We start from the raw sequence: 21,611 nt of genomic DNA, 5'->3' as shown, positions 1-21,611 counted from the left end.
AAAAGTTAAATCACGTCGTCTTCAGGTTCGCTTAAGATTGCGCTGGCAGGGTGGCGCACGATCAGGTTGTGCGAATGAGTCGCCAGCCTGGACTGACGCTCACGAGGCCCACCATGACCCGCGATTCAACGGCACAACGTTACGGAAAACTGTCTATCACGCTGCACTGGCTGATGCTGGCGCTGTTTGTCGGCGTATACGCCTGCATCGAAATCAAGGGGTTATTGCCCCGTGGCAGTACGGGGAGGAGTTTTTTCCTCGGGCTGCACGGTGTGTTCGGCTTGAGTATTTTTGCCCTGGTCTGGATCCGTCTGCTCGGACGGCTGACCCCGCGCCCACCCATCACGCCGGCGCCGCCCACCTGGCAGACCGGTGTTTCGCACCTGATGCATCTGGCGCTGTATGTGCTGATGATCGCCACGCCGTTACTGGCCTGGCTGATGCTGTCGGCAGGTGGCAAGCCGATGCCCTATTTTGGATTTGCCCTGCCGGCACTGGTGTCTGTCGATCCCGACCTGGCCAAACAGTTCAAGCACTGGCACGAGCTGCTCGGAAATGCCGGCTACTGGTTGATCGGCCTGCATGCGGCGGCAGGCTTGTTCCATCACTATTGGGTCCAGGACAACACCCTGACGCGCATGCTGCCAGGCCGCTCACGGGATGCGCTCAACCAGCGTCAACCCTGATCTCGAAGGCTGAACTCGCCAGCCGTTCGCCATTGATCAACACATGCACCGCATGCCGGCCCGCATAGTGGCGACGGGTGGTCAGTTCCTTGATGTGCTGGCTGCGGGCGATGGATTCGGTGGCCTTGCCAGGCAATGTCAGGGCCTTGAGCTTGAACACCTTCGCCGACGTGCTGCCGTTGGCCTTGACGTAGTCGACGGCGTAGTCGATCACCAGGCGCTGGCTGACCTCTGCCGTGGATTTGACGGCAAAGGACAGGGTGATTTTTTCCCCCAGGCCAATCACCGGCGGATTGACCTGCAGGTCGATGATCTCGACTTCAGGCTTGCCGCTGGCGCCGATGATGGCCAGTGCCCTTTGATTACCCTGTTTAATCAGGCTGCGCAGCGCGTGCCTGGCGATCCACGCCGTGTGTTTGTTTTCCAGTGACCAGCTTTCGATCAGGTCCAGTACCCACTCGGGATGGTCCTTGGTGATGTCGTTGAGGTGATTGGCCACGGACTTGCGCACATACAGGCTGGGGTCGGCCTTGAGGTTGTCGAGAATGGCGGCCGCCAGGCGTGGCTCGGCCTGGATCGACTCCAGGCGAAACGACCACGGCAACCGTGGCCGGCAGCCTTCACTGGCCAGGCGCCGGACGTGTTCGTTGGCGTCCAGCGACCATTCATGCATCCGCTTGAGGGAACGCTCCAGATCGCGACGCAGGAAGTGGCGGATGGCGAATTCCGAAGAGCCGAAGGCGGTGAAGTACTTGAGTGCGTCCATCGACAGTTCGAATCGTTCGGCGCCATAAGTCGCGACGTAGTGCGGCAGGCACATGCTGACGAAGCCGCTGTTCAGGCGCGGCGCGAGGGCGCGCAACAGCGGCAGAGAGGCTTCGAAGTCCAGCGCCAGCACCGCGTGCAGGCATTCGCTGACGCGGGCCATGCGTTGCATCACCGACAGGTCCGCCAGACCGTTTTTCGCCAGCTTCAGGAACGCCCTGGCGTCGAACCCGGGATGGACCGCGGTCATCTCGGTGGCAATGTGCTGGAGGCGTTCGGTGTTGAAGATTTCCTTGAGGGCGGGGGAGGATGAATCAGCAGCCATTGTGAATTCCTTTGCGTTCGTTATGCATCCGATACAACGCGTGATCGTTCATCGCGGGCAAGCCCGCTCCCACAGGATCGTGGGGCAGGCAAAATTTCAGCTCATCCGAAATCATTGTGGGAGCGGGCTTGCCCGCGATGAGGCCCGTGCCAACGCATCATTCCCTGGCGGCTTGCTCTTCCAGCTGATCCGACTCAAACAGCCGCGCCAGTTCCGCCCGCGCTTCCTGGGCGGTCTGCATGACTTTCACCGCATCGTCGTACACCGCATGCTGGGCTTCAAGCACCTGCTCATCGTGATGTTTGAAGCGCTTGATCCGCGCATCCGCCTGGGCATGGGTCAATCCCAGCCCGATCAAGGTCTGCCGGCTCATTTCCAGGCTGGAATAGAAGGTCTCGCGCACCGGCAGGGCGTCCACGTCCATCAGCCGATGCACATGCTGGCGGTTGCGTGCGCGGGCGATGATTTTCATCTCCGGGTAGAGCTTGCGCACCAGCTCGGCGGTCTTGATGTTGGTGTCCGGGTCGTCGGTGGCAATCACGAAAAACTCCGCTTCGCCGACTTTCGCTGCCTTGAGGATTTCCGGGCGCATCGGGTCGCCGTAGAACACGGGCACGCCGCCGAAGCTGCGGGACAGTTCGATGGTTTCCACCGACGTGTCGAGGGCGACGAACTTGATGTTCTGCGCCCGCAGGATACGCGCGACGATCTGCCCCATCCGGCCCATGCCGGCGATCACCACACGGGGAGCTTCGGTGTCGAAGTCGCGGAATTTCTCAGGCACCTCCACCGGTTGCACCTTGGGGCTGAACAGACGGTCGCACACCAGCAGCAACAACGGCGTCAGCGCCATGGACAGGGTGATGGTCAACACCAGCAAGTCGTACAGATGCGGTTCGAACAGCCCCTGGTCGCGACCGATCTTGAACACCACAAAGGCAAACTCACCGCCGGCCGCCAGGACGATGCCGAGGCGAACGGCGTTGACCTTGCCCAGGCCTCCGGCCAGTCGGCCGACGACAAACAGCAGTGGCAGCTTGCAGGCGATGAGCAACAGGGTCAGGCCCAGCACCAGGGCGGGCGCACTCAGCAGCAGGCTCAGGTTCGCGCCCATGCCGACACTGATGAAAAACAGCCCCAGCAGCAGGCCCTTGAACGGTTCTATCTGCGCTTCCAGTTCATGGCGGTACTCGGAATCCGCCAGCAGCAGGCCGGCAAGGAAGGCGCCAAGGGCCATCGACACACCGACCAGGTCCATCAACCATGCCGTACCGATGACCACCAGCAGCGCCGTGGCCGTGGACACCTCGGGCAGGCGGGTTTTGGCCACCACCCGGAACACCGGTCGCAACAGGTAGCGTCCGCCGATCACGACGACGGCTATGCTGCCCAGCACCCGCAAGCCGTGGTTCACATCGTCGGCGGTGCTGGTGTTGTGATCGACCCCGGCCAGCAGCGGCACCATGGCGATCAGCGGGATCGCGGCGATGTCCTGGAACAGCAGAATGGCAAACGCCAGGCGCCCGTGGGGGCTGGTCAGTTCCTTGCGCTCGGCCAGGCTCTGCAGGCCAAACGCCGTGGATGACAGCGCCAGGCCCAGGCCCAGTACGATCGCGCTGTTGAGCGGCTGACCGAACACCAGCAGCGCCACCACGCCGATCACCGAGCCGGTCAACAACACCTGCGCCAGCCCGACGCCAAACACCGACTTGCGCATCACCCACAAGCGTCGAGGCGACAATTCCAGGCCGATGATGAACAGCAGCAACACCACGCCGAGTTCCGAGATATGACTGACACTCTGCGGATTGCCGATCAGGCCCAGCACCGAAGGCCCGATGATCACTCCGGCAAACAGATAACCCAGCACCGCCCCCAGTTGCAGCCGCTTGGCCAGCGGCACGGTGAGCACCGCCGCGAGCAGAAACACGACAGCGGCTTGCAGCAGATTGCCTTCATGGGGCATGAGAAAACTCCATTCACTCGGTACGGTGGGGGGGTAAGGATAAAGGCTGGGCCTGGCTGAGTCAGCCACGGGTTGGAACTCAGTTGTTACATTTTGCATTAATTGGTTACATTCATAGAATAAGTGAATCAATCTGATTCTTCTGCGAGTGCGGACCATGGCCATCAATTTCGACCTCAACGACCTGCAAGCCTTTCGTGCAGTGGTTGAGCAGGGCAGCTTTCGCAAGGCGGCCGACACGGTGCGCATTTCCCAGCCCGCGCTGAGTCGGCGCATTGAAAAACTTGAGGATGCCCTGGGCGTAAGGCTGTTCGAACGCACCACTCGCAAGGTCAGCCTGACCCAGGCCGGACGCGGTTTCATGCCGAGTGTGGAGCGCCTGCTGGACGATCTGGACGTCGCATTGCTGGGCATCAGCGAAGTCGCCTCGACGCGCCTGGGTCATGTCACCGTCGCTTGCGTGCCGTCGGCGGCGTACTACTTCATGCCGCGGGTCGTCGCGCATTACCACCGGCAATTTCCGCGGATCAAAGTCAAAGTGCTGGATTCCAGCGCCCATGAAGTGCTGAGTGCGGTGGTCAATGGCGAAGCGGATTTCGGCCTGAGCTTCATGGGCACGCTGGAGGCCGAAGTGGATTTCGAGCCACTGGTGCAGGAAAGTTACGTGGTGGCTTGTCGCCGCGACCATCCATTGGCCGGACGCAGCAGCGTGACGTGGAATGAGTTCTACCAGCAGGATTACATCTCGCTGGATAAAACCTCGGGTAACCGTTTTTTACTGGATCAGGCGTTGACCCGGGTGGTGCCGCAGCGGCCGAGCATCTGCGAAACCCGGCATGTGACGACCATGATCGGCCTGGTGGAGGCGGGGCTCGGCGTGGCGGCGGTGCCGCTGATGGCAATGCCGGCAGCGGATCACCCGATTCTGACGCAGGTGCCGCTGACCGAACCACAGGTGATGCGCAGTGTCGGTTTGATCAAGCGCCGGGGCCGAACCCTGACCCCGGCCGCACTGGAACTGGAACGCCTGGTGGTGGAAATGAAAGTCCAGCAGCCGTCTGTCAGTGGCTGACCGAGTCCAGTCCGGTGGCTTTCACATCCGGCTGTGCCTGGGCTGATGCCAGGTAAGCCAGCAGTGCCCTGGCTTCGGCCGGGTGTTGCGCCCCCAGCGGAATGCCGGCAGCGAAACGGGTCACCGATTGCACCGACTCCGGAATCTTCGCGACAAAGCTCACCCCAGGCACCGGCAACAATTCGCTCACCTGCTGAAAGCCCAGTTGATAGTCGCCGGTGGCAACCACCGAGGCCACGGGTATTTTCGGGACCATGGTCGACTTGGGCTTGAGCTGGTCTTCAATGCCCAGGCGCTTGAACAGCTGCTGTTCAATGTAGACGCCGCTGGCGCTGTCGGAATAGGCCACGGATCTGGCGTCGAGCAAGGTCTTTTTCAGACCGTCGATGGAACTGATGTCCGGCTTTGGCGCCCCTTCGCGCACCACCAGGCCGATTCGCGAGTCTGCCAGTTCGACCCGTGAAGCCGGGTCGACCTTGCCTTGCTTGATCAGATCGTCAAGCGCGTAGCCGACCATGATCACGACATCGGCCTGTTCACCGCGAGCCAGGCGATTGGGGATCGCTTCCGGGGCTTTGCCCATCGATGGGCCAAGCTCGGTATGGAGGGTGTTGCCGGTGGCTGTGGCGAATTTCGGGCCGAGGACCTTGTAGGCGGCGGTGAAACCGCCGGAGGTCATCACGCGGATCTCTTCAGCCTGGGCCACGGTGCTCAGGCCCAGGCTGAGAAGCAGGCTCAGGGCCGCAACGTTGAATAGCTTTTTCATCGGATGTGTTCTCGAAAAGGACGGGCTCAGGAAAGGGCCGGTTGCAGGCGACCGCTGGCGCGGCGATACAGATACAACGTCGCGCACAACGCACAGAGCGCGGCGAAACTCATCCAGTAGCCGGGCGCAGCCTTGTCGCCGGTGTACTGAATCAGCAGGGTCGAGATCGCGGGGGTAAATCCGCCAAACACGGCGGTGGCCAGGCTATACGCCAGGGAGAACCCCGCGACCCGCACGTGCACCGGCATGATTTCCGTCAGCGCCGCAATCATCGCGCCGTTGTACAAGCCATAAATGAACGACAACCACAGCAGTACCAGCAACATGTGGAGGAAGCTTGGCGCCTGTACCAGGTACGTCAGCGCCGGATAGGTGGTGGCCAGTGCCAACAGGGCCATGGCGATCAGCACCGGGCGTCGGCCAATACGGTCGGACAGCGCGCCGCCAATCGGCAGCCAGAAGAAGTTCGACACGCCTACCAGCAAAGTCACCAGCAGGGCATCGGATGTACTCAGGTGCAGAACGGTTTTACCAAAGGTCGGCGCGTACACGGTGATCAGGTAGAACGCGGTGGTGGTCAAGGCGACCATCATCATGCCGGCGAATACGATCACCCAGTTCTGTGCCAGCGTGCGGAATACTTCGCCCATGCCCGGGCGATGTTTACGGGCGGCGAACTCTTCGGTTTCTTCCAGGTTACGGCGCAGAATGAATATGAACGGCACGATCATGCAGCCGACAAAAAACGGAATCCGCCAGCCCCAGTCGGCGACCATCGTGGGCGCCATCCATTGGTTCAAGCCGTAGCCCAGCGCAGCGGCGACCACGATTGCCACTTGCTGACTGGCTGACTGCCAACTGGTGAAAAAACCCTTGTTGCCGGGCGTGGCGATTTCCGAGAGATACACCGAGACACCGCCCAGCTCCGCGCCAGCCGAAAACCCTTGCAGCAACCGTCCGATCAGGACGAGGGCGGGCGCGAACAAACCGATGGTTTCGTAACCGGGCACCAGCACGATCAAGATCGTGCCGCTGGCCATGATCGACAAGGTGACGATCAGCCCTTTGCGCCGACCCACATCATCGATGTATGCGCCCAGCAGCACTGCACCCAACGGGCGCATCAAGAAGCCCGCGCCGAACACGGCAAAGGTCATCATCAAGGAAGCGAATTCGCTGCTGGCCGGGAAGAACACGGCAGCAATCTGCGTGGCATAGAAACCGAAAAGGAAAAAATCGAACTGTTCGAGGAAGTTGCCCGAGGTGACCCGGAAAATGGCACTGGCGCGGGAGCGTCCGCGCGGGATTGAGGCTGTCATCGATAAGTACTCCACCGCTTTATGACGTGCACTGCCTGAAGGCGGTGCACGGTTCTTATTGGGGCGGATAGTGGAACAGGGTGATTGATATGATAAGTGCGTTTTTGGCATGCATTGATGCGCGGGACGGATCAATGCTTTCAGGCACTTACTCCACCCGGCTGTGGCTCAACGCCTGATCACCCAATCGGTACTGATTGTTCCCGCTGCGCTTGGCCGCATACATCGCCAGGTCGGCAATGTGGATCAGCCGGTCCATGCTCGGTGCATGGTCGGGGAATACGGCCACGCCCAGGCTGGTGCCGATGTGGCGCTGGTCGTTGCCGATGGTGACGGGCGGGGAGAGTTCGACGAAGATTTTCTGACAGATGCTGCGGGCTTCGTCTTGCAGGCTGCGGCCCTGAGGCAATCCCTGGAGAATGATCACGAATTCATCGCCGCCGATGCGGGCAACGGTGTCGGTCGCACGCAGGATCTTCTGGAGGCGGGTCGCGGTGGTCATCAGTACGCGGTCGCCGGCGGCGTGTCCATAGTGGTCGTTGATGGCCTTGAAGCCATTGAGGTCGACGAACACCAGCGCCACCCGCGTGTTGTTGACCCGCGCCTGTTCCAGCGCTTCGGCCAGACGTTCTTCGAGCACCAGCCGGTTGGGCAATCCCGTCAGTGGGTCAAAGTGCGCCAGGTGGCGCAGGTAACTGGCGGAAGCCTTTTCTTCGGTGATGTCGCGCACCACGCCCATCATCTTGATCGTTTTGTCGTGCTCGTTCTTCACCACGTTGCCGGTCTCGCGCAACCAGCGGAGGGTGCCGTCGGGCCAGACCACACGATATTCCTCGTCGTGATTCTCACCGGTTTCCAGGCAACGCAACTCGCCGGCCCGGACCCTGGCCCGGTCATCCGGGTGCACGCAGGCGCAGAACAAGGCGTAGGAGGGGGTCACTTCGCCGATCTTGAACCCGAACATGCCGTAGATCGCGTCCGACCAGTAGAGCCTGTCGGTATCGACCTCCCAGTCCCAGGTGCCGATGCGGGCAAAGTACTGGCTGCGTTTGAAACGCTCCGCGTCGCCTTTCTGGTGGATATGTTGTCCTTTGCAGAGGTTGTCGATCAGTGTGCGGCATTCGCTCAGTTGCTTGCGGAACGTGCGCTCGCGCCAGAGCAGCACGATGACCAGCGCGAGTATTACCAAGCCAAGGGCAGTGTGGGTCGAGAGCAAAATCATTCTGGGGTGGCCATCATGGCGATGCGAACCGTCCGGGGAGGTTCGGTTATCTTGGTTCAGGATACTTCGGCAAACAGCTTTCGACCCCGCGCCTGACGGCAGGAAGGGTTGCCAATCGAGTGCAGATCTGGGAAAACGGCGCCGGTCAGGCCCCTTTCGGGCAAGAAAGCATACGAGTGAATTCAATGAATGACGAGCTTCAGGTGATTGACCTCCAACCGGGCGACGGCAAAGCAGCCGTCAAAGGCGCATTGATCACCACCCAGTACCGCGGCTGGCTGGAAGACGGTACGGAATTCGATTCCTCCTACAGCCGGGGCAAGCCTTTCCAGTGCGTGATCGGCACCGGTCGCGTGATCAAGGGCTGGGATCAGGGACTGATGGGCATGCAGGTCGGCGGCAAGCGCAAACTTTCGGTGCCGGCGCACCTGGGCTATGGCGAACGCACCATGGGCAAGATCCCGCCGAACTCGAACCTGGTTTTCGAGATTGAATTGCTGGAAGTGCTGACCCGTGACGATTGACCGCGACGGCACTCGGGGCAAACCGCGCTGTTCTGGCTGGATGCCCGGCGTGTGGGCCTGATCGAATGATCGATGCAGCCGGTGGCACGAGCCGGCTCGTCACCGCCCCAATGCACCCCTCTGAATAAATATGACCTCAACGCCTTGCCAGCCCCCGGGCTATCGGCGACTATGCGCGCCGTATAGGGGTAGGGGGTATAGGTATATCGCACATTCACGAACACAAAGATGACTTGCTCAAACGGGTCCGGCGCATTGCCGGCCAGGTTCAGGCAGTGGAGCGCGCGCTTGAATCGGATGCCGATTGCGCCAAGACCTTACATTTGGTCGCGGCCATCCGCGGGGCGGTCAATGGGTTGCTGGAACAGTTCATCGACGCCCATGCCCGTGAGCATGTCGCGCATCCGGGGCTCAGCGACGAAGCTCGCGCCGAAGGCCTGGAAGACTTGTTGCAAGCCATCCGCCGTTACTCGAAATAGAGGTCTGGAACCATGACACTGACACCGCAGGCCTCGCGTTTTTCCCATGATCATGTGTTTCTGGGCGCCTCCCACGACGAAAACGCCCGCCGCACCTTATGGGTGGTGGTACTGACGTTTGTGATGATGATCGGCGAAATTGCCGCTGGGTACATGACCGGTTCGATGGCGTTGCTGGCCGATGGCTTTCACATGGCGACCCATGCCGGAGCCTTGGGCATCGCCGCGGCGGCTTACGGTTTCGCCCGCCGCAATGCCAACAACGCGCGTTACAGCTTCGGTACCGGCAAAGTCGGGGATCTGGCCGGGTTTGCTTCGGCCATGGTGCTGGGGCTGGTATCGATCGCCATCGCTGGCGAATCCATCCTGCGCCTGTTCCAGCCGACGACCGTGGCCTTTACCGAGGCGACGGTGATCGCGGTGGTGGGGCTGGCGGTAAACATCGTCAGTGCCTTCCTGCTGGCCGGCGATCACGGCCATCACGATCACGGGCACAGCCATGACCACGGCCATCATCACCATCACGACAACAACCTGCGCTCGGCTTACCTGCATGTGCTGGCCGATGCCCTGACCTCGATCCTGGCGATTGCCGCATTGCTGGCGGGTCGCTATCTGGGCTGGGTCTGGCTGGACCCGGCGATGGGGATTGTCGGTGCCATCGTGATTGCAAAATGGGCGGTCGGATTGATGCGCGACAGCGCCGCCGTGCTGCTGGACGCGACGGACGAACACGTGGCTGAGGAAATTCGCGAGCTGCTCGAATCGTCGGACGATGTGCGGATCAGCGATCTGCATGTATGGCAGGTCGGCCCGCAGGCACGGGCGGCGATCGTCAGTGTCGTGGCGGCGGCAAACATCAGCGCCGACACCATCCGCGAACGCCTGGCGCCGGTCCACGAGCTGTCACACCTGACGGTCGAACTGCGCAACGTTTAACCAGGTTTCACGCGTTATCGTTGACGACCATCGCCAGCAGGCTGGATCTACAAGAGACCGTGCCCAGGCATGGCAACGCAATACCTGTAGGAGCGAGCCTGCTCGCGAAGGACCCAAGTGCGCCGCGTTTAACCAGGTCGCCCGCGTTATCGTTGACGACCATCGCCAGCAGGCTGGCTCCTACAGGCCGCGCGTGTGCCAGCGAAAAACGAACGACGCAAAACGCGCTTAAAACAAAGCCCCCCATCGGCAGGCCGATGGGGGGCTTTTGTGCATCTGGCGTCAGGTCAAACCTTGACGATCCAGCCTGCTGGCGCTTCGATGTCGCCGGTTTGCACGCCGGTCAGCTCTTTGTAGAGCTTCTGGGTGATCGGGCCGACTTCGGTTTCGCTGTGGAACACGTGCAGGTGGTCGTTGTAGCTGATGCCGCCGATCGGCGTGATCACGGCGGCAGTACCGCAGGCACCGGCTTCCTTGAAGTCCGACAGCTTGTCGATGAACACGTCGCCTTCGACCACTTCCAGGCCCAGGCGGGTTTTCGCCAGTTCGATCAGCGACAGACGGGTGATGCCCGGCAGCACGGATGGCGAGTTCGGGGTCACGAACTTGTTGTCGTGGGTGATCCCGAAGAAGTTGGCCGAACCGACTTCCTCGATCTTCTTGTGGGTCATCGGGTCCAGGTAGATCGCGTCGGCGAAATGCGCCTTCTTGGCCTGGGAGCCCGGCATCAGGCTGGCCGCGTAGTTGCCACCGACCTTGGCCGCACCGGTGCCCTGCGGGGCGGCGCGGTCGTAGCTGGAGATCAGGAAGTTATGCGGGGTCAGGCCACCCTTGAAGTAGGCGCCTACCGGAATGCAGAAGATCGAGAAGATGAACTCGGGTGCGGTACGCACGCCGATGTTGTCGCCGACGCCGATCACGAACGGACGCAGGTACAGCGCGCCGCCGGTGCCGTAAGGCGGAATGAAACGCTCGTTGGCGCGGACCACTTCCTTGCACGCTTCGATGAACTGCTCGGTGGATACGTGCGGCATCAGCAGGCGGGCGCAGCTGCGTTGCATGCGCGCGGCGTTCTGGTCCGGACGGAACAGGTTGATCGAACCGTCCTTGCAACGATAGGCCTTCAGGCCTTCGAAGCATTGCTGGCCATAGTGAAGGGCAGTGGAGCCTTCGCTGATGTGCAGCACGTTGTCTTCGGTCAGGGTGCCTTTGTCCCACTCGCCATTACGCCAGTGCGACAGATAGCGCTTGTCGGTCTTGATGTAGTCAAAACCCAGCTTGTCCCAATTGATGCTTTCGTTACCCATGACACCCTCTATCACTTAACAACCGCCGAAACGGTTCAAGGCTTCTGACATTTTTTCGGATGGGCACAACAATACTTCATTCTCGGGCTAAATCGCAGCCCAGACTATCGGATGGCAGGCAGATAAATCGTGTTGGCCTCAAGAATTCGCGAGCAGGCTCGCTCCCACAGGGGATTGCATTTCAAATGTGGGAGCGAGCCTGCTCGCGAAGGGGCCGGTGTTGCCACCACCATTTAGAGGTGCAACGCGTGGCCAAGGGCCCGCAACGCCGCTTCCTGCACCGCCTCGCCGAGCGTCGGATGCGCATGGATGGTGCCACCGATGTCTTCCAGCTGCGCGCCCATTTCCAGGCTTTGCGCAAAGGCCGTGGACAATTCGGACACCCCGACACCTACCGCTTGCCAGCCCACGATCACATGGTTGTCACGACGGGCGACCACGCGCACGAAGCCGCTTTTCGATTCCAGGGTCATCGCCCGGCCATTGGCGGCGAACGGGAAGCTGGACACGATGCAGTCCAGCCCGGCAGCCTTGGCCTCGTCCGGCGTCTGGCCGACCACCACCAGTTCCGGGTCGGTGAAGCACACCGCGGCGATGGCCGTCGGGTTGAACTCGCGGGACTTGCCGCTGATCAGCTCGGCGACCATCTCGCCCTGGGCCATGGCCCGGTGAGCGAGCATCGGTTCGCCGCTGAGGTCGCCGATGGCGTAGACGTTGTGCATGCTGGTTTGGCAACGATGGTCGATCTTGATCGACGCGCCGTTCATCGCCAGGTCCAGCGCTTCAAGGTTCCAGCCCTGAGTGTTCGGCTTGCGACCGACGGCCACCAGCACCTGATCGGTTTCCAGGTTCAGGGTGTCGCCGTTGGGGGCAAGCACTTGCAGGGTATTTGATTTGGAATCAAAGCCTTGAACGCTGTGCTTCAAGTAAAGTTTCACGCCGAGCTTTTTCAGTTCGTCATGCACAGGCTGGGTCAGTTCGGCGTCGTAGGCCGGCAGAATCCGCTCCTGCGCCTCGACCACACTGACCTCGGCACCGAGTTTGCGATAGGCAATGCCCAGTTCCAGGCCGATGTAACCGCCGCCCACCACGATCAGCCGTTTCGGGACTGATTTCGGCGCCAGGGCTTCGGTGGACGAAATGATCGGCCCGCCAATCGGCAGCATGGGCAGGTTCACGCTTTTGGAGCCCGTCGCCAGCACCAGATGCTCACATTGAATGCGCGTGTCGCCCACTTCGACAGTCTTGCCGTCGATGACCCTGGCCCAGCCTTGAATGACCTGGACCTTGTTCTTTTTCAGCAGCGCGGCGACGCCGGTGGTCAGGCGATCGACGATGCCGTCCTTCCACTCGACGCTCTTGCCGATGTCCAGGGTCGGCGCCGATACGCTGATGCCCAGGGCCGAATGCTGGCTGTGCTGTTGCGTCTGGTGAAACTGTTCGGCGACGTGGATCAGTGCCTTGGACGGAATGCAGCCGATGTTCAGGCAGGTGCCGCCCAGGGACTGGCCTTCTACCAGAATGGTCGCAATGCCCAACTGGCCGGCACGGATCGCCGTCACATAACCGCCGGGGCCGCCGCCGATGATCAGCAGCGTGGTGTTCAGAGTTTGCATGCATGCCTCTCCAGAAATCAGTCCACAAACAGGGTGGCGGGTTGTTCGAGCAGGCCGCGCATGGCCTGGATGAATTGCGCCGCGTCCATGCCGTCGACCACGCGGTGATCGAAGGAGCTGGAGAGGTTCATCATCTTGCGGATCACGATCTGGCCTTTGATCACCATCGGCCGTTCGACGATCTTGTTGACGCCGACGATGGCCACTTCAGGCAGGTTCAGCACCGGGGTGCTGACGATGCCGCCGAGGGCGCCGAGGCTGGTCAGGGTGATGCTCGAGCCGGACAGTTCATCGCGGCTGGCCTTGCCATTGCGTGCGGCGGTGGCCAGTCGGGCGATTTCCGCCGCACTGTCCCACAGGCTGCGGGCTTCGGCGTGGCGCACCACCGGCACCATCAAGCCGATGTCGGCCTGGGTGGCGATGCCCACATGCACCGCGCCGAGGCGGGTGATGACCTGGGCTTCGTCGTCGTAACGGGCGTTGATCTGCGGGAAGTCGCGCAGGGCGACGACCAGGGCGCGGACCAGGAACGGCAACAAGGTCAGCTTGCCACGGGTCGCACCGTGTTTTTCGTTGAGGTGCGCGCGCAATTCTTCGACAGCGGTGACGTCGATTTCTTCGACGTAGCTGAAGTGGGCCGCACGCTGGGTTGCGTCCTGCATGCGCTGGGCGATCTTGCGGCGCATGCCGATCACCGGGATTTGCTCTTCATCGTTGCGCTGGGTGTAAGCGCTGCTGACGCTCGAGGCATTCGACTGGCCCTGGGCCAGGTAAGTCTCTAGGTCTTCGTGCAGCACCCGACCGGCCGGGCCGGTACCGCGTACCAGACGCAACTGGATGCCCAGGTCCAGCGCATGCTTGCGCACGGCCGGGGACGCCAACGGACGCTCATTCGCTTCACGGGCCACCATCGGGCCCTGGCACACGGCCGGGCGTGGCGCGGCGGCGACCGGTTTGCTTTCGACCACGGCTTCCACTTTCGGGGCTGCAGTCGGTGCTTCTTTGACAGCGGCCGCTGGCTGGGCCGACTCTTTAACGTTGCCCGCGCCTTCGACTTCAATGCTGATCAGCACACTGCCGACCGCCATGACTTCGCCTGGCTGGCCGCCAAGGGCGATGACTTTGCCATGCACCGGCGACGGGATATCGACCATCGCCTTGTCGGTCATGACATCGGCCAGCACCTGATCTTCGACGACCATGTCGCCGACCTTGACGTGCCACACCGACAGTTCAACTTCTGCAATGCCTTCGCCAATGTCCGGCATTTTAATAACGTGCGTGCCCATTCAGACCTCCATGACCCGTTTCAACGCCGCGCCCACTCGGGACGGACCAGGGAAATACGCCCACTCCTGCGCGTGCGGGTAGGGGGTGTCCCAACCGGTGACGCGTTCGATCGGCGCTTCCAGGTGGTGGAAGCAATGCTCTTGCACCAGCGCCACCAGCTCGGCACCGAAACCGCAGGTGCGGGTGGCTTCATGGACCACCACACAGCGCCCGGTTTTCTTCACCGACTTGACGATGGTTTCCAGGTCCAGCGGCCACAGGCTGCGCAGGTCGATGACTTCGGCATCCACGCCGCTTTCTTCGGCGGCGACCAGCGACACGTACACCGTGGTGCCGTAGGTCAGTACGGTGACATCCTTGCCCGGACGGGCAATGGCGGCAACGTCCAGCGGCACGGTGTAATAGCCATCCGGAACCTGAGCGGCGGGGTGTTTCGACCAAGGGGTCACCGGACGGTCGTGGTGGCCGTCGAACGGGCCGTTGTACAGGCGCTTGGGCTCGAGGAAGATCACCGGGTCATCGTTTTCGATGGAGGCGATCAACAGTCCCTTGGCATCGTAGGGGTTGGACGGCATGACGGTGCGCAGGCCGCACACTTGGGTGAACAGCGCTTCGATGCTCTGACTGTGGGTCTGGCCGCCGTAGATGCCGCCGCCGCAGGGCATGCGCAGGGTCAGCGGCGCGGTGAATTCGCCGGCCGAGCGATAACGCAGGCGGGCGGCTTCGGAAATGATCTGGTCGTAGGCCGGGTAAACGTAGTCGGCGAACTGGATCTCCACCACCGGCCGCAGGCCGTAGGCGCCCATGCCCACGGCAGTGCCGACGATGCCGCTTTCGGAGATCGGCGCGTCGAACACCCGCGAGGTGCCGTACTTGGTCTGCAAGCCTTCGGTGCAACGGAACACGCCACCGAAGTAGCCGACGTCCTGGCCGAACACCACGACATTGTCGTCACGCTCAAGCATCACATCCATGGCCGAGCGCAGGGCCTGGATCATGGTCATGGTGGTCGTGGTCATGGCGGTGTCCAACTGAATATTGTTGTTGTGATCGTTCATGTCAGATCCCCAGTTCCTGACGCTGGCGCTTCAAGTGCTCCGGCATCTCTTTGTAGACGTCTTCGAACATGGTCGCGGCGCTTGGAATCTGGCCACCGGCGAGGGTGCCGTACTGTTCGGCTTCCTTCTGCGCGGCGATCACTTCGGCTTCCAGCTCGGCGCTGACCGCGGCGTGTTCCTCTTCGGACCAGTGGCCGACCTTGATCAGGTGCTGCTTGAGGCGCGCGATCGGGTCGCCCAACGGGAAGTGGCTCCAGTCGTCGGCAGGACGGTATTTGGACGGATCGTCGGAGGTCGAGTGTGGGCCGGCACGGTAGGTGACCCATTCGATCATGGTCGGGCCGAGGTTGCGGCGGGCGCGTTCGGCGGCCCAGGCAGAAGCGGCGTAGACCGCATAGAAATCGTTGCCGTCGACCCGCAGCGAAGCGATGCCGCAACCCACGCCACGACCGGCGAAGGTGGTCGCTTCACCACCGGCGATGGCCTGGAAGGTGGAGATCGCCCACTGGTTGTTGACCACGTTGAGAATCACTGGCGCGCGGTACACGTGGGCAAAGGTCAGGGCGGTATGGAAGTCGGATTCGGCGGTAGCGCCGTCGCCGATCCAGGCCGAGGCGATTTTGGTGTCGCCCTTGATCGCCGAGGCCATGCCCCAGCCCACCGCTTGCACGAACTGGGTGGCGAGGTTGCCGGAGATGGTGAAGAAACCTGCGTCCTTGACCGAGTACATGATCGGCAACTGACGGCCCTTGAGCGGATCGCGCTCGTTGGACAGTAGTTGGCAGATCAGGTCCACCAGCGGCACTTCACGGGCCATCAGGATGCTTTGCTGGCGGTAGGTCGGGAAGCACATGTCGTCGATGTTCAACGCCAGGGCCTGGCCGCTGCCAATGGCTTCTTCGCCGAGGCTCTGCATGTAGAACGACATTTTCTTCTGGCGCTGGGCGACCACCATGCGGTTGTCATAGATCCGCGTCTTGAGCATGGCGCGCATGCCCTTGCGCAGGATCTCGACTGGCACGCCTTCAGCCCACGGACCGAGGGCATTGCCCTGGTCGTCGAGCACGCGAATCAGGCCTTTGGCCAGATCGGCGGTATCGGCCGGTTCAACGTCGATGGAGGGTTTGCGCACCGTGCCGGCGTCGGTCAGACGCAGGTAGGAGAAGTCGGTTTTACAACCGGGACGGCCCGAGGGTTCGGGAACGTGCAGGCGCAGCGGTTCGTACGCTTGGTTCATGGCTTCTACGCTCGATCTTGTGAATTTCTTGTAGTGAGCTGACAGATTTCGTTCTGTGGAAGAAATCTTGTCCTACAAACATCATAGGCCCGGCCAAGAAGAATATTTCTCTCTGTTTCGTTGCGCTGACGATCATTTGCAGATAAAAAATCTCCATAAACATAAAAAACAGGTGGTTTTATCTCATGCGCAAACTGGACCGTACCGATATCGGCATTCTCAACAGCCTTCAGGAGAACGCGCGGATCACCAACGCCGACCTCGCCCGCTCGGTGAACCTCTCGCCGACACCGTGCTTCAACCGGGTCAAGGCGATGGAGGAGCTGGGCCTGATTCGCGAGCAAGTGACCCTGCTCGATGCCGACCTGCTGGGGTTGCACGTGAACGTGTTCATCCATGTCAGCCTGGAAAAACAGGTGGAGGAGGCGTTGCAGCATTTCGAAGAGGCGATTTCCGATCGCCCGGAAGTCATGGAGTGCTACCTGATGGCGGGAGACCCGGACTACCTGATCCGCGTGCTGGTGCCGACCATCCAGTCGCTGGAGCGCTTCATGATGGACTTTCTGACCAAGGTGCCGGGGGTGGCGAACATCCGTTCGAGCTTTGCGCTCAAGCAGGTGCGATACAAGACGGCGCTGCCGTTGCCGGCCAATGGAATGACGCTGGATAAATAACATTCGATGGCGTTGTTATTGTTGTTGAATCAATAAGTCACACCTGTACAACGCCAATCTACAGTTTGGGTCCATGTTTATCTGATAGGGCTCCGTTTATGTTGTTTCCTCCATTGTTAAATAACTGTTGAGGTACAAGATGAATTCCCTATTGGATAAAGTTGCATTGGCTAGTTCGCTGGATGTGTGTGTTGATGATCTGGATGCGCTCGGTCATATAAAAGAATACCTGCCTCCGGTTTTTGGACCTTACTTTGAAAGTGCGGCGGTCATACAGTCGGTAGATCCGCAATCGCTACTGAATCACGGGCCGGCATCCGCCAGCGATGAGTTCGAGATCGGAATAATGGGTGGCTGGTGTCCGGGAGGAAGCTGGAGCGGTGGCGTATGCAAGCCTTTCAATAATAATCGTACGCACTGGATGAGCACTTATACGGGCGTGCGGAATTTGCCGATACATTCGGCCATTTTGCCGGGTACTCATAATTCGGGATTTGACCTGAAGGCCGAGTTCGCTCCTTCTATGGAAGTTTGCCAGGATGTTTCGCCTCATGAACAACTGAACGCGGGCATTCGAGTGCTGGATATCAGGGTTCACCACTATTCCGGATATCTGGCGGGTGATCCCCGGCGATTCATGGTTTATCACAGCACAACCAATGGCCGAACCATTCAGGGCGATATCATTAATGGAATCAAGTCCTTTCACTTCGGTTCGGGATGGGACCGTCGAAAAGAAATCGTGATCGTGAACTTCCATCAATTCCGGAAATTTACCTCTGCGGCGCATGCAGAACTTATAGGTATTTTGAAGTCTTCTTTCGGCGACTCGATTATTTCCCCAACGTATAAGAATTTGAGTGTGTCTCAGATCTGGGGCTTGCCGGGATTCAAAAATGTTGTCGTCTCTTATAACGCTGGCGAGCGAGACCCCGGTTTCTGGCCGGGAGTCAATCAACGCTGGATCGGTTCCAACACCCCTTCGGACTCCGCTCTCAAGGCCTTCATCGACGAGGTGGGTAAAGAGGTCAAGCCTGCGGGTGAGCTCAGATCGATTCAGGCCGCCCGTATGGTGCTTCCTTTTTTTGTGCCGAAAGACATATCGGGCTCACTGATGTCATGGTTCGGGGCCGGTAATGCCAATTCTCCTATCATGAATCATTACATCATCAATACAGATTGGTCGCTCAGGCATCGACTGGTAGATAACATCATCTACTCGAATCAGTTTCGTGCACGTACGTTGGGGCTTCAGGATGTCGAACAGGCCAACCCCACTGTCGCACGTGCCAAAAGCCTGCCCTCGGCCCGTCACATGCTGTTCAGAATCAGTGACGAGCATTGGTCGCCGACGGTCTCACTGCCTCCCATCCTGAGTGCGGAATCACACAGGCTGCTGGTCTGTTCGGACGCCAGCGCTGAATGTGTACTGGATATGCGCAACAGTGATGTCCCGATGGCTCGGGTGACGCTGTCAGCAGGTGATGCAGTGGCCTTCGTCTGTCTCGACGGTAGCGAGCAATGGCAATTACAGGTCCGCGACTGTTCGCCTGAAGATCATTCGCAATCGATTCCTGCACCCTGCGATGGAGAAAAGTTTGTTCGATACACGTTGTCCTACGGCAACTATTTGCCCTTGGTGTATCTACCGGACGTGGCGGCGGCCAATGGCGTAGTTTTGGTCGTCAGCGAGGCACCCTACGAAACCAGGATATGTCATGCCCGGGGGGCGGATGAAATCGAGCATGTCATTGAGGCGGGTCAGACGCTTGCATTCACCTACAACGAGCCTGCCGGCGGCTGGAGTATGGAGCCGGTTTTGACCAACGCTACATCTGATTGATCGGAATTTTCAGGTAGGTCACGCCATTACCTTCCGCGGGCGGCAGATTTCCCGCCCGCACATTGACCTGGATCGCCGGCAGCAACAACGTCGGCATCCCCAGCCCCAGCCCCCTGTCGCGCCGGGTGCGCATGGCGACGAAGGTGTTTTCGTCGATGCCGTCATGTACATGAATGTTGCTTTTTCGTTGCTCGCCAACGGTGCTCTGGCATTGCGCTTGCCGACCTTCGGGCGGGTAGTCGTGGCAGACGTAGAGTTTCACACTGGCCGGGAAGGCCAGCAGCTTCTGGATCGAAGCGTACAGATGATGCGCATTACCGCCGGGGAAGTCGCAACGCGCGGTGCCCACGTCCGGCATGAACAGTGTGTCGCCCACCAGGATCTGCTCGCCGTCGATCACGTAGGCCATATCCGCCGGGGTGTGGCCGGGGACGTGCAGGGCGGTGGCTTTCAGATTGCCGATCCTGAACGATTCGTCCGGGGCGAACAGATGGTCGAACTGCGAACCGTCCACGCAGAACTCTGGCTCAAGATTGAACAGCGCCTTGAACACCTCCTGGACCTTGCTGATCGATGCGCCGATGGCCATCTGGCCGCCCAGTTCCCGACGCAAATACGACGCAGCCGACAGGTGATCGGCATGGGCGTGGGTTTCCAGCAGCCATTGCACCTGCAACCGGTGTTCGCGAACGAACGCGATGATGCGGTCGGCCTGGGTGCTGGCGGTGCGCCCCGCAGCCGGATCGTAGTCGAGCACGGGGTCGACGATTGCGCACTGACTGCCATCGGCTTCATAGACCACGTAACTGTAGGTCGAGGAGGCCGGGTCGAGGAAGGCTTCAATCAAGGCGGGCATGGTGGCTGTTTCTGTCTGGACGAGTATTGAGGGTAGTTTCATTTTCCCCGTGGTGGTGGCCTGCATGTCATTGAAGGCGGCTGTCCAGTCAGTAGCGGTTCCTGTGGCCCCCACCTCGGGGGCCACAGGCCCTACACCTTAAGTTGCTGGCCCTGCCGACAAGCGGTCTTACGCCGAACTTGTTGCGCACCGCCGGCCGCTCCAAAGCAGCTGCAAATCGCCCCCAAGGCAGCGTATGGCGCCGCCGGTCCGCTTTCGATAATCGCCTCCGACACCTCGTCACCAGTCGCGGAGCGCGCCATGCACAACAATAAGAACTTCAAGCATCGTCTTTTACCGGTCTTCATCGCCAGCCTGCCGGCCCTTGGCCTGAGCTCGATGGCCGAGGCCGAGATCATGCTGTACGACAAGGACCAGACCACGTTCTCCACTGACGGCTATATCAACGCCTTTTACGTGAACAGTGACGTAAACCGTGAAGGGGACCAGTACGACCGTCGTCAGGCGCGGGTGAAGATGGGGTTCCTGCCGAACTACCTGGGCTTCAACATGGGCAAACAGGTCGATGATCTCAAGCTCGGCGCCCGGGCTTCGTTCTGGGTGACCATCAACGACAGTGAAACCAATGGCACCGACACCGCCATCGATGTCCGCCAGTTCTACGGCACCGTGGCCAACCCGCAATGGGGCGAAGTGCTGATCGGCAAGGACTTCGGCCTGTTTGCCCGCTCCAACATCCTGCTCGATGAACTGCTGGCCGGGTACGGCCAGGTCAGCGACACCCTGGGGCTGGTGGACGGTGGCGGGGTCTCGTTCGGCAACATCGGCACCGGTTATCCCTATCCTTTCCCGACGTCGCAGATCACTTACCGCACACCGGTGATGGACGGTCTGCGCGTGGCGGTGGGCATCATGGATCCGGTGGACACCAACGACAGCAGCCCGACCGGCAAGGCCTATCAGGAGAACCCGCGCACCGAGAGCGAAATCACCTACCAGTTCGACCTGGCCGGCGCGCAGATCTATAGCTGGGTCAACGGCAGCTACCAGACGTCCGACAATACCGACTCCACCGTCAACAGCGTCACTTCAAAAGGCGTCGGTTATGGGGTGCAGGCGAAAATGGGCGGGCTGACCCTGGTCGGTTCCGGTTTCCAGGCCAAGGGCATCAACCCCTTCTTCACCAACAATGCCGGGGAGCCGACCCTGCGCAACGTCGACAGCGACGGTTATCTGCTGCAGGGCTCCTACAAACTGGGGAAAAACCGCCTGGCGCTGTCCTATGGCAAGACCAATGACGATGGCAACGGCGTGGTCGGCAGTGGCGCCGACTATGAAACCCGCGGCGTCGCGCTGTTCCATGACGTGAACGACAACCTTAAGCTGGTGGCCGAGTACAACCAGTTCAAAATCGACGGGCACGATACCAGCGCCCAGAACGAAGACACCGATACGTTTGCGGTGGGGGCTGTAGTCACCTGGTAAGGGATTGATCGTCCGACCCTTTCCAGTGGCGAGGGCGCTTGCTCCCGCTTTGGGTCGCGAAGCGACCCCTGCTTCTGGTCGCGCATCGGCCAAGCAGGGGTAGCTTCGTCGCCCGGTGGGGGCAAGCTCCCTCGCCACAAAGGCCCCCGCCATCCAGTTTCCACGCTCCGGCTCTCATCCCA

19 protein-coding genes are annotated in these 21,611 nt (G+C 60.7%); 8 read left to right on the top strand and 11 right to left on the bottom strand.

Translation table 11 applies throughout. From position 1 onward, the window contains the following. Positions 1-113: 113 nt before the first annotated feature. Positions 114-686 carry a cytochrome b gene (locus JQF37_RS22065; protein WP_130208718.1) on the top strand — a complete coding sequence of 191 codons (573 nt, stop codon included), beginning with the start codon at positions 114-116 and terminating at the stop codon, positions 684-686. Here JQF37_RS22065 and JQF37_RS22060 read toward each other — a convergent pair. Then, a complete protein-coding gene (locus JQF37_RS22060) occupies positions 667-1,776 on the bottom strand; it encodes a DNA alkylation repair protein (protein WP_130208716.1) in 1,110 nt (369 codons plus the stop codon). The two genes, JQF37_RS22065 and JQF37_RS22060, sit on opposite strands and share 20 nt — an antisense overlap. 157 nt (positions 1,777-1,933) lie before the next feature. Further along, positions 1,934-3,742, bottom strand: coding sequence for a monovalent cation:proton antiporter-2 (CPA2) family protein (locus tag JQF37_RS22055; RefSeq protein ID WP_103404262.1), 1,809 nt, complete (start codon positions 3,740-3,742; stop codon positions 1,934-1,936). A 157-nt stretch (positions 3,743-3,899) separates the two neighbouring features. Between JQF37_RS22055 and JQF37_RS22050 the strand changes: the two genes are divergently transcribed. Beyond that, entirely contained in the window at positions 3,900-4,814 is a 915-nt protein-coding gene (locus JQF37_RS22050) for a LysR family transcriptional regulator (RefSeq protein ID WP_130208714.1), read from the top strand. Here the strand turns inward: JQF37_RS22050 and JQF37_RS22045 are convergent. The 3 genes from JQF37_RS22045 to JQF37_RS22035 all read right to left on the bottom strand — a co-directional run bounded on the left by JQF37_RS22045 (position 4,804) and on the right by JQF37_RS22035 (position 8,121). Next, positions 4,804-5,580: a substrate-binding domain-containing protein gene (locus tag JQF37_RS22045; protein ID WP_130208712.1), complete on the bottom strand. Its 777-nt coding sequence runs from the start codon at positions 5,578-5,580 to the stop codon at positions 4,804-4,806. The genes JQF37_RS22050 and JQF37_RS22045 overlap by 11 nt on opposite strands. 26 nt (positions 5,581-5,606) lie before the next feature. After that, complete coding sequence (locus tag JQF37_RS22040) at positions 5,607-6,899, bottom strand: MFS transporter (RefSeq protein WP_130208710.1); 1,293 nt, start codon at positions 6,897-6,899, stop codon at positions 5,607-5,609. Positions 6,900-7,047: 148 nt separating this feature from the next. Then, entirely contained in the window at positions 7,048-8,121 is a 1,074-nt protein-coding gene (locus JQF37_RS22035; RefSeq protein WP_130208708.1) for a sensor domain-containing diguanylate cyclase, read from the bottom strand. 185 nt (positions 8,122-8,306) lie between these two features. Here JQF37_RS22035 and JQF37_RS22030 point away from each other — a divergent pair, with 185 nt between their 5' ends. From JQF37_RS22030 to dmeF, 3 genes are all read left to right on the top strand, one after another. Beyond that, the gene (locus tag JQF37_RS22030) at positions 8,307-8,645 is read left to right on the top strand and encodes an FKBP-type peptidyl-prolyl cis-trans isomerase (RefSeq protein WP_103404264.1); all 339 of its coding nucleotides are present in this window, start codon (positions 8,307-8,309) and stop codon (positions 8,643-8,645) included. 203 nt (positions 8,646-8,848) lie between these two features. After that, the gene (locus tag JQF37_RS22025; protein WP_047528162.1) at positions 8,849-9,124 is read left to right on the top strand and encodes a metal/formaldehyde-sensitive transcriptional repressor; all 276 of its coding nucleotides are present in this window, start codon (positions 8,849-8,851) and stop codon (positions 9,122-9,124) included. A 12-nt stretch (positions 9,125-9,136) separates the two neighbouring features. Further along, positions 9,137-10,063 (top strand): CDF family Co(II)/Ni(II) efflux transporter DmeF, encoded by a 927-nt coding sequence (gene dmeF / locus JQF37_RS22020; protein ID WP_130208706.1) that lies wholly within the window; start codon positions 9,137-9,139, stop codon positions 10,061-10,063. 287 nt (positions 10,064-10,350) lie between these two features. Here the strand turns inward: dmeF and JQF37_RS22015 are convergent, their stop codons facing one another. The 5 genes from JQF37_RS22015 to JQF37_RS21995 all read right to left on the bottom strand — a co-directional run bounded on the left by JQF37_RS22015 (position 10,351) and on the right by JQF37_RS21995 (position 16,571). Further along, positions 10,351-11,370: a branched-chain amino acid aminotransferase gene (locus JQF37_RS22015; RefSeq protein WP_090320577.1), complete on the bottom strand. Its 1,020-nt coding sequence runs from the start codon at positions 11,368-11,370 to the stop codon at positions 10,351-10,353. A 233-nt stretch (positions 11,371-11,603) separates the two neighbouring features. After that, positions 11,604-12,986: a dihydrolipoyl dehydrogenase gene (lpdA, locus tag JQF37_RS22010; RefSeq protein ID WP_130208704.1), complete on the bottom strand. Its 1,383-nt coding sequence runs from the start codon at positions 12,984-12,986 to the stop codon at positions 11,604-11,606. 17 nt (positions 12,987-13,003) lie between these two features. Continuing rightward, the gene (locus JQF37_RS22005) at positions 13,004-14,275 is read right to left on the bottom strand and encodes a dihydrolipoamide acetyltransferase family protein (protein ID WP_130208702.1); all 1,272 of its coding nucleotides are present in this window, start codon (positions 14,273-14,275) and stop codon (positions 13,004-13,006) included. Beyond that, on the bottom strand, positions 14,276-15,334 hold the full coding sequence (locus JQF37_RS22000) for an alpha-ketoacid dehydrogenase subunit beta (protein ID WP_047528172.1): 1,059 nt from the start codon (positions 15,332-15,334) through the stop codon (positions 14,276-14,278). Between the two features lies 1 nt (position 15,335). Next, the gene (locus tag JQF37_RS21995) at positions 15,336-16,571 is read right to left on the bottom strand and encodes a 3-methyl-2-oxobutanoate dehydrogenase (2-methylpropanoyl-transferring) subunit alpha (protein WP_130208700.1); all 1,236 of its coding nucleotides are present in this window, start codon (positions 16,569-16,571) and stop codon (positions 15,336-15,338) included. A gap of 185 nt (positions 16,572-16,756) precedes the next feature. On the opposite strand from JQF37_RS21995, the gene bkdR reads away from it, so the two are divergent. After that, positions 16,757-17,245 (top strand): Bkd operon transcriptional regulator BkdR, encoded by a 489-nt coding sequence (gene bkdR / locus JQF37_RS21990; RefSeq protein WP_047528178.1) that lies wholly within the window; start codon positions 16,757-16,759, stop codon positions 17,243-17,245. A gap of 139 nt (positions 17,246-17,384) precedes the next feature. After that, positions 17,385-19,088 carry a hypothetical protein gene (locus JQF37_RS21985; protein WP_130208698.1) on the top strand — a complete coding sequence of 568 codons (1,704 nt, stop codon included), beginning with the start codon at positions 17,385-17,387 and terminating at the stop codon, positions 19,086-19,088. Here the strand turns inward: JQF37_RS21985 and JQF37_RS21980 are convergent. Beyond that, positions 19,075-19,944 (bottom strand): MBL fold metallo-hydrolase, encoded by an 870-nt coding sequence (locus JQF37_RS21980; RefSeq protein ID WP_130208696.1) that lies wholly within the window; start codon positions 19,942-19,944, stop codon positions 19,075-19,077. The genes JQF37_RS21985 and JQF37_RS21980 overlap by 14 nt on opposite strands. A gap of 300 nt (positions 19,945-20,244) precedes the next feature. Here JQF37_RS21980 and JQF37_RS21975 point away from each other — a divergent pair, with 300 nt between their 5' ends. After that, the gene (locus JQF37_RS21975) at positions 20,245-21,429 is read left to right on the top strand and encodes a porin (protein WP_130208694.1); all 1,185 of its coding nucleotides are present in this window, start codon (positions 20,245-20,247) and stop codon (positions 21,427-21,429) included. The last annotated feature ends 182 nt before the right edge of the window (positions 21,430-21,611 follow it).

The organism is Pseudomonas sp. MIL9 (genome assembly GCF_016887925.1).
In the GTDB taxonomy this organism is placed as follows: Bacteria; Pseudomonadota; Gammaproteobacteria; order Pseudomonadales; family Pseudomonadaceae; genus Aquipseudomonas; species Aquipseudomonas mohnii.
Note: the sequence above shows the minus strand (reverse complement) of the source record. Positions and strands in the feature narration are given on the sequence as shown.

Coding starts and splice junctions, on each gene's coding strand:
- JQF37_RS21985 (WP_130208698.1), top strand. CDS start 17,385: ATGAATTCCCTATTGGATAAAGTTGCATTGGCTAGTTCGCTGGATGTG.
- JQF37_RS22005 (WP_130208702.1), bottom strand. CDS start 14,275: ATGGGCACGCACGTTATTAAAATGCCGGACATTGGCGAAGGCATTGCA.
- JQF37_RS22050 (WP_130208714.1), top strand. CDS start 3,900: ATGGCCATCAATTTCGACCTCAACGACCTGCAAGCCTTTCGTGCAGTG.
- JQF37_RS22030 (WP_103404264.1), top strand. CDS start 8,307: ATGAATGACGAGCTTCAGGTGATTGACCTCCAACCGGGCGACGGCAAA.
- lpdA (WP_130208704.1), bottom strand. CDS start 12,986: ATGCAAACTCTGAACACCACGCTGCTGATCATCGGCGGCGGCCCCGGC.
- JQF37_RS22060 (WP_130208716.1), bottom strand. CDS start 1,776: ATGGCTGCTGATTCATCCTCCCCCGCCCTCAAGGAAATCTTCAACACC.
- JQF37_RS22000 (WP_047528172.1), bottom strand. CDS start 15,334: ATGAACGATCACAACAACAATATTCAGTTGGACACCGCCATGACCACG.
- JQF37_RS21995 (WP_130208700.1), bottom strand. CDS start 16,571: ATGAACCAAGCGTACGAACCGCTGCGCCTGCACGTTCCCGAACCCTCG.
- JQF37_RS22055 (WP_103404262.1), bottom strand. CDS start 3,742: ATGCCCCATGAAGGCAATCTGCTGCAAGCCGCTGTCGTGTTTCTGCTC.
- JQF37_RS21980 (WP_130208696.1), bottom strand. CDS start 19,944: ATGCCCGCCTTGATTGAAGCCTTCCTCGACCCGGCCTCCTCGACCTAC.
- JQF37_RS22040 (WP_130208710.1), bottom strand. CDS start 6,899: ATGACAGCCTCAATCCCGCGCGGACGCTCCCGCGCCAGTGCCATTTTC.
- JQF37_RS22035 (WP_130208708.1), bottom strand. CDS start 8,121: ATGATTTTGCTCTCGACCCACACTGCCCTTGGCTTGGTAATACTCGCG.
- JQF37_RS22015 (WP_090320577.1), bottom strand. CDS start 11,370: ATGGGTAACGAAAGCATCAATTGGGACAAGCTGGGTTTTGACTACATC.
- JQF37_RS22065 (WP_130208718.1), top strand. CDS start 114: ATGACCCGCGATTCAACGGCACAACGTTACGGAAAACTGTCTATCACG.
- JQF37_RS21975 (WP_130208694.1), top strand. CDS start 20,245: ATGCACAACAATAAGAACTTCAAGCATCGTCTTTTACCGGTCTTCATC.
- dmeF (WP_130208706.1), top strand. CDS start 9,137: ATGACACTGACACCGCAGGCCTCGCGTTTTTCCCATGATCATGTGTTT.
- JQF37_RS22045 (WP_130208712.1), bottom strand. CDS start 5,580: ATGAAAAAGCTATTCAACGTTGCGGCCCTGAGCCTGCTTCTCAGCCTG.
- bkdR (WP_047528178.1), top strand. CDS start 16,757: ATGCGCAAACTGGACCGTACCGATATCGGCATTCTCAACAGCCTTCAG.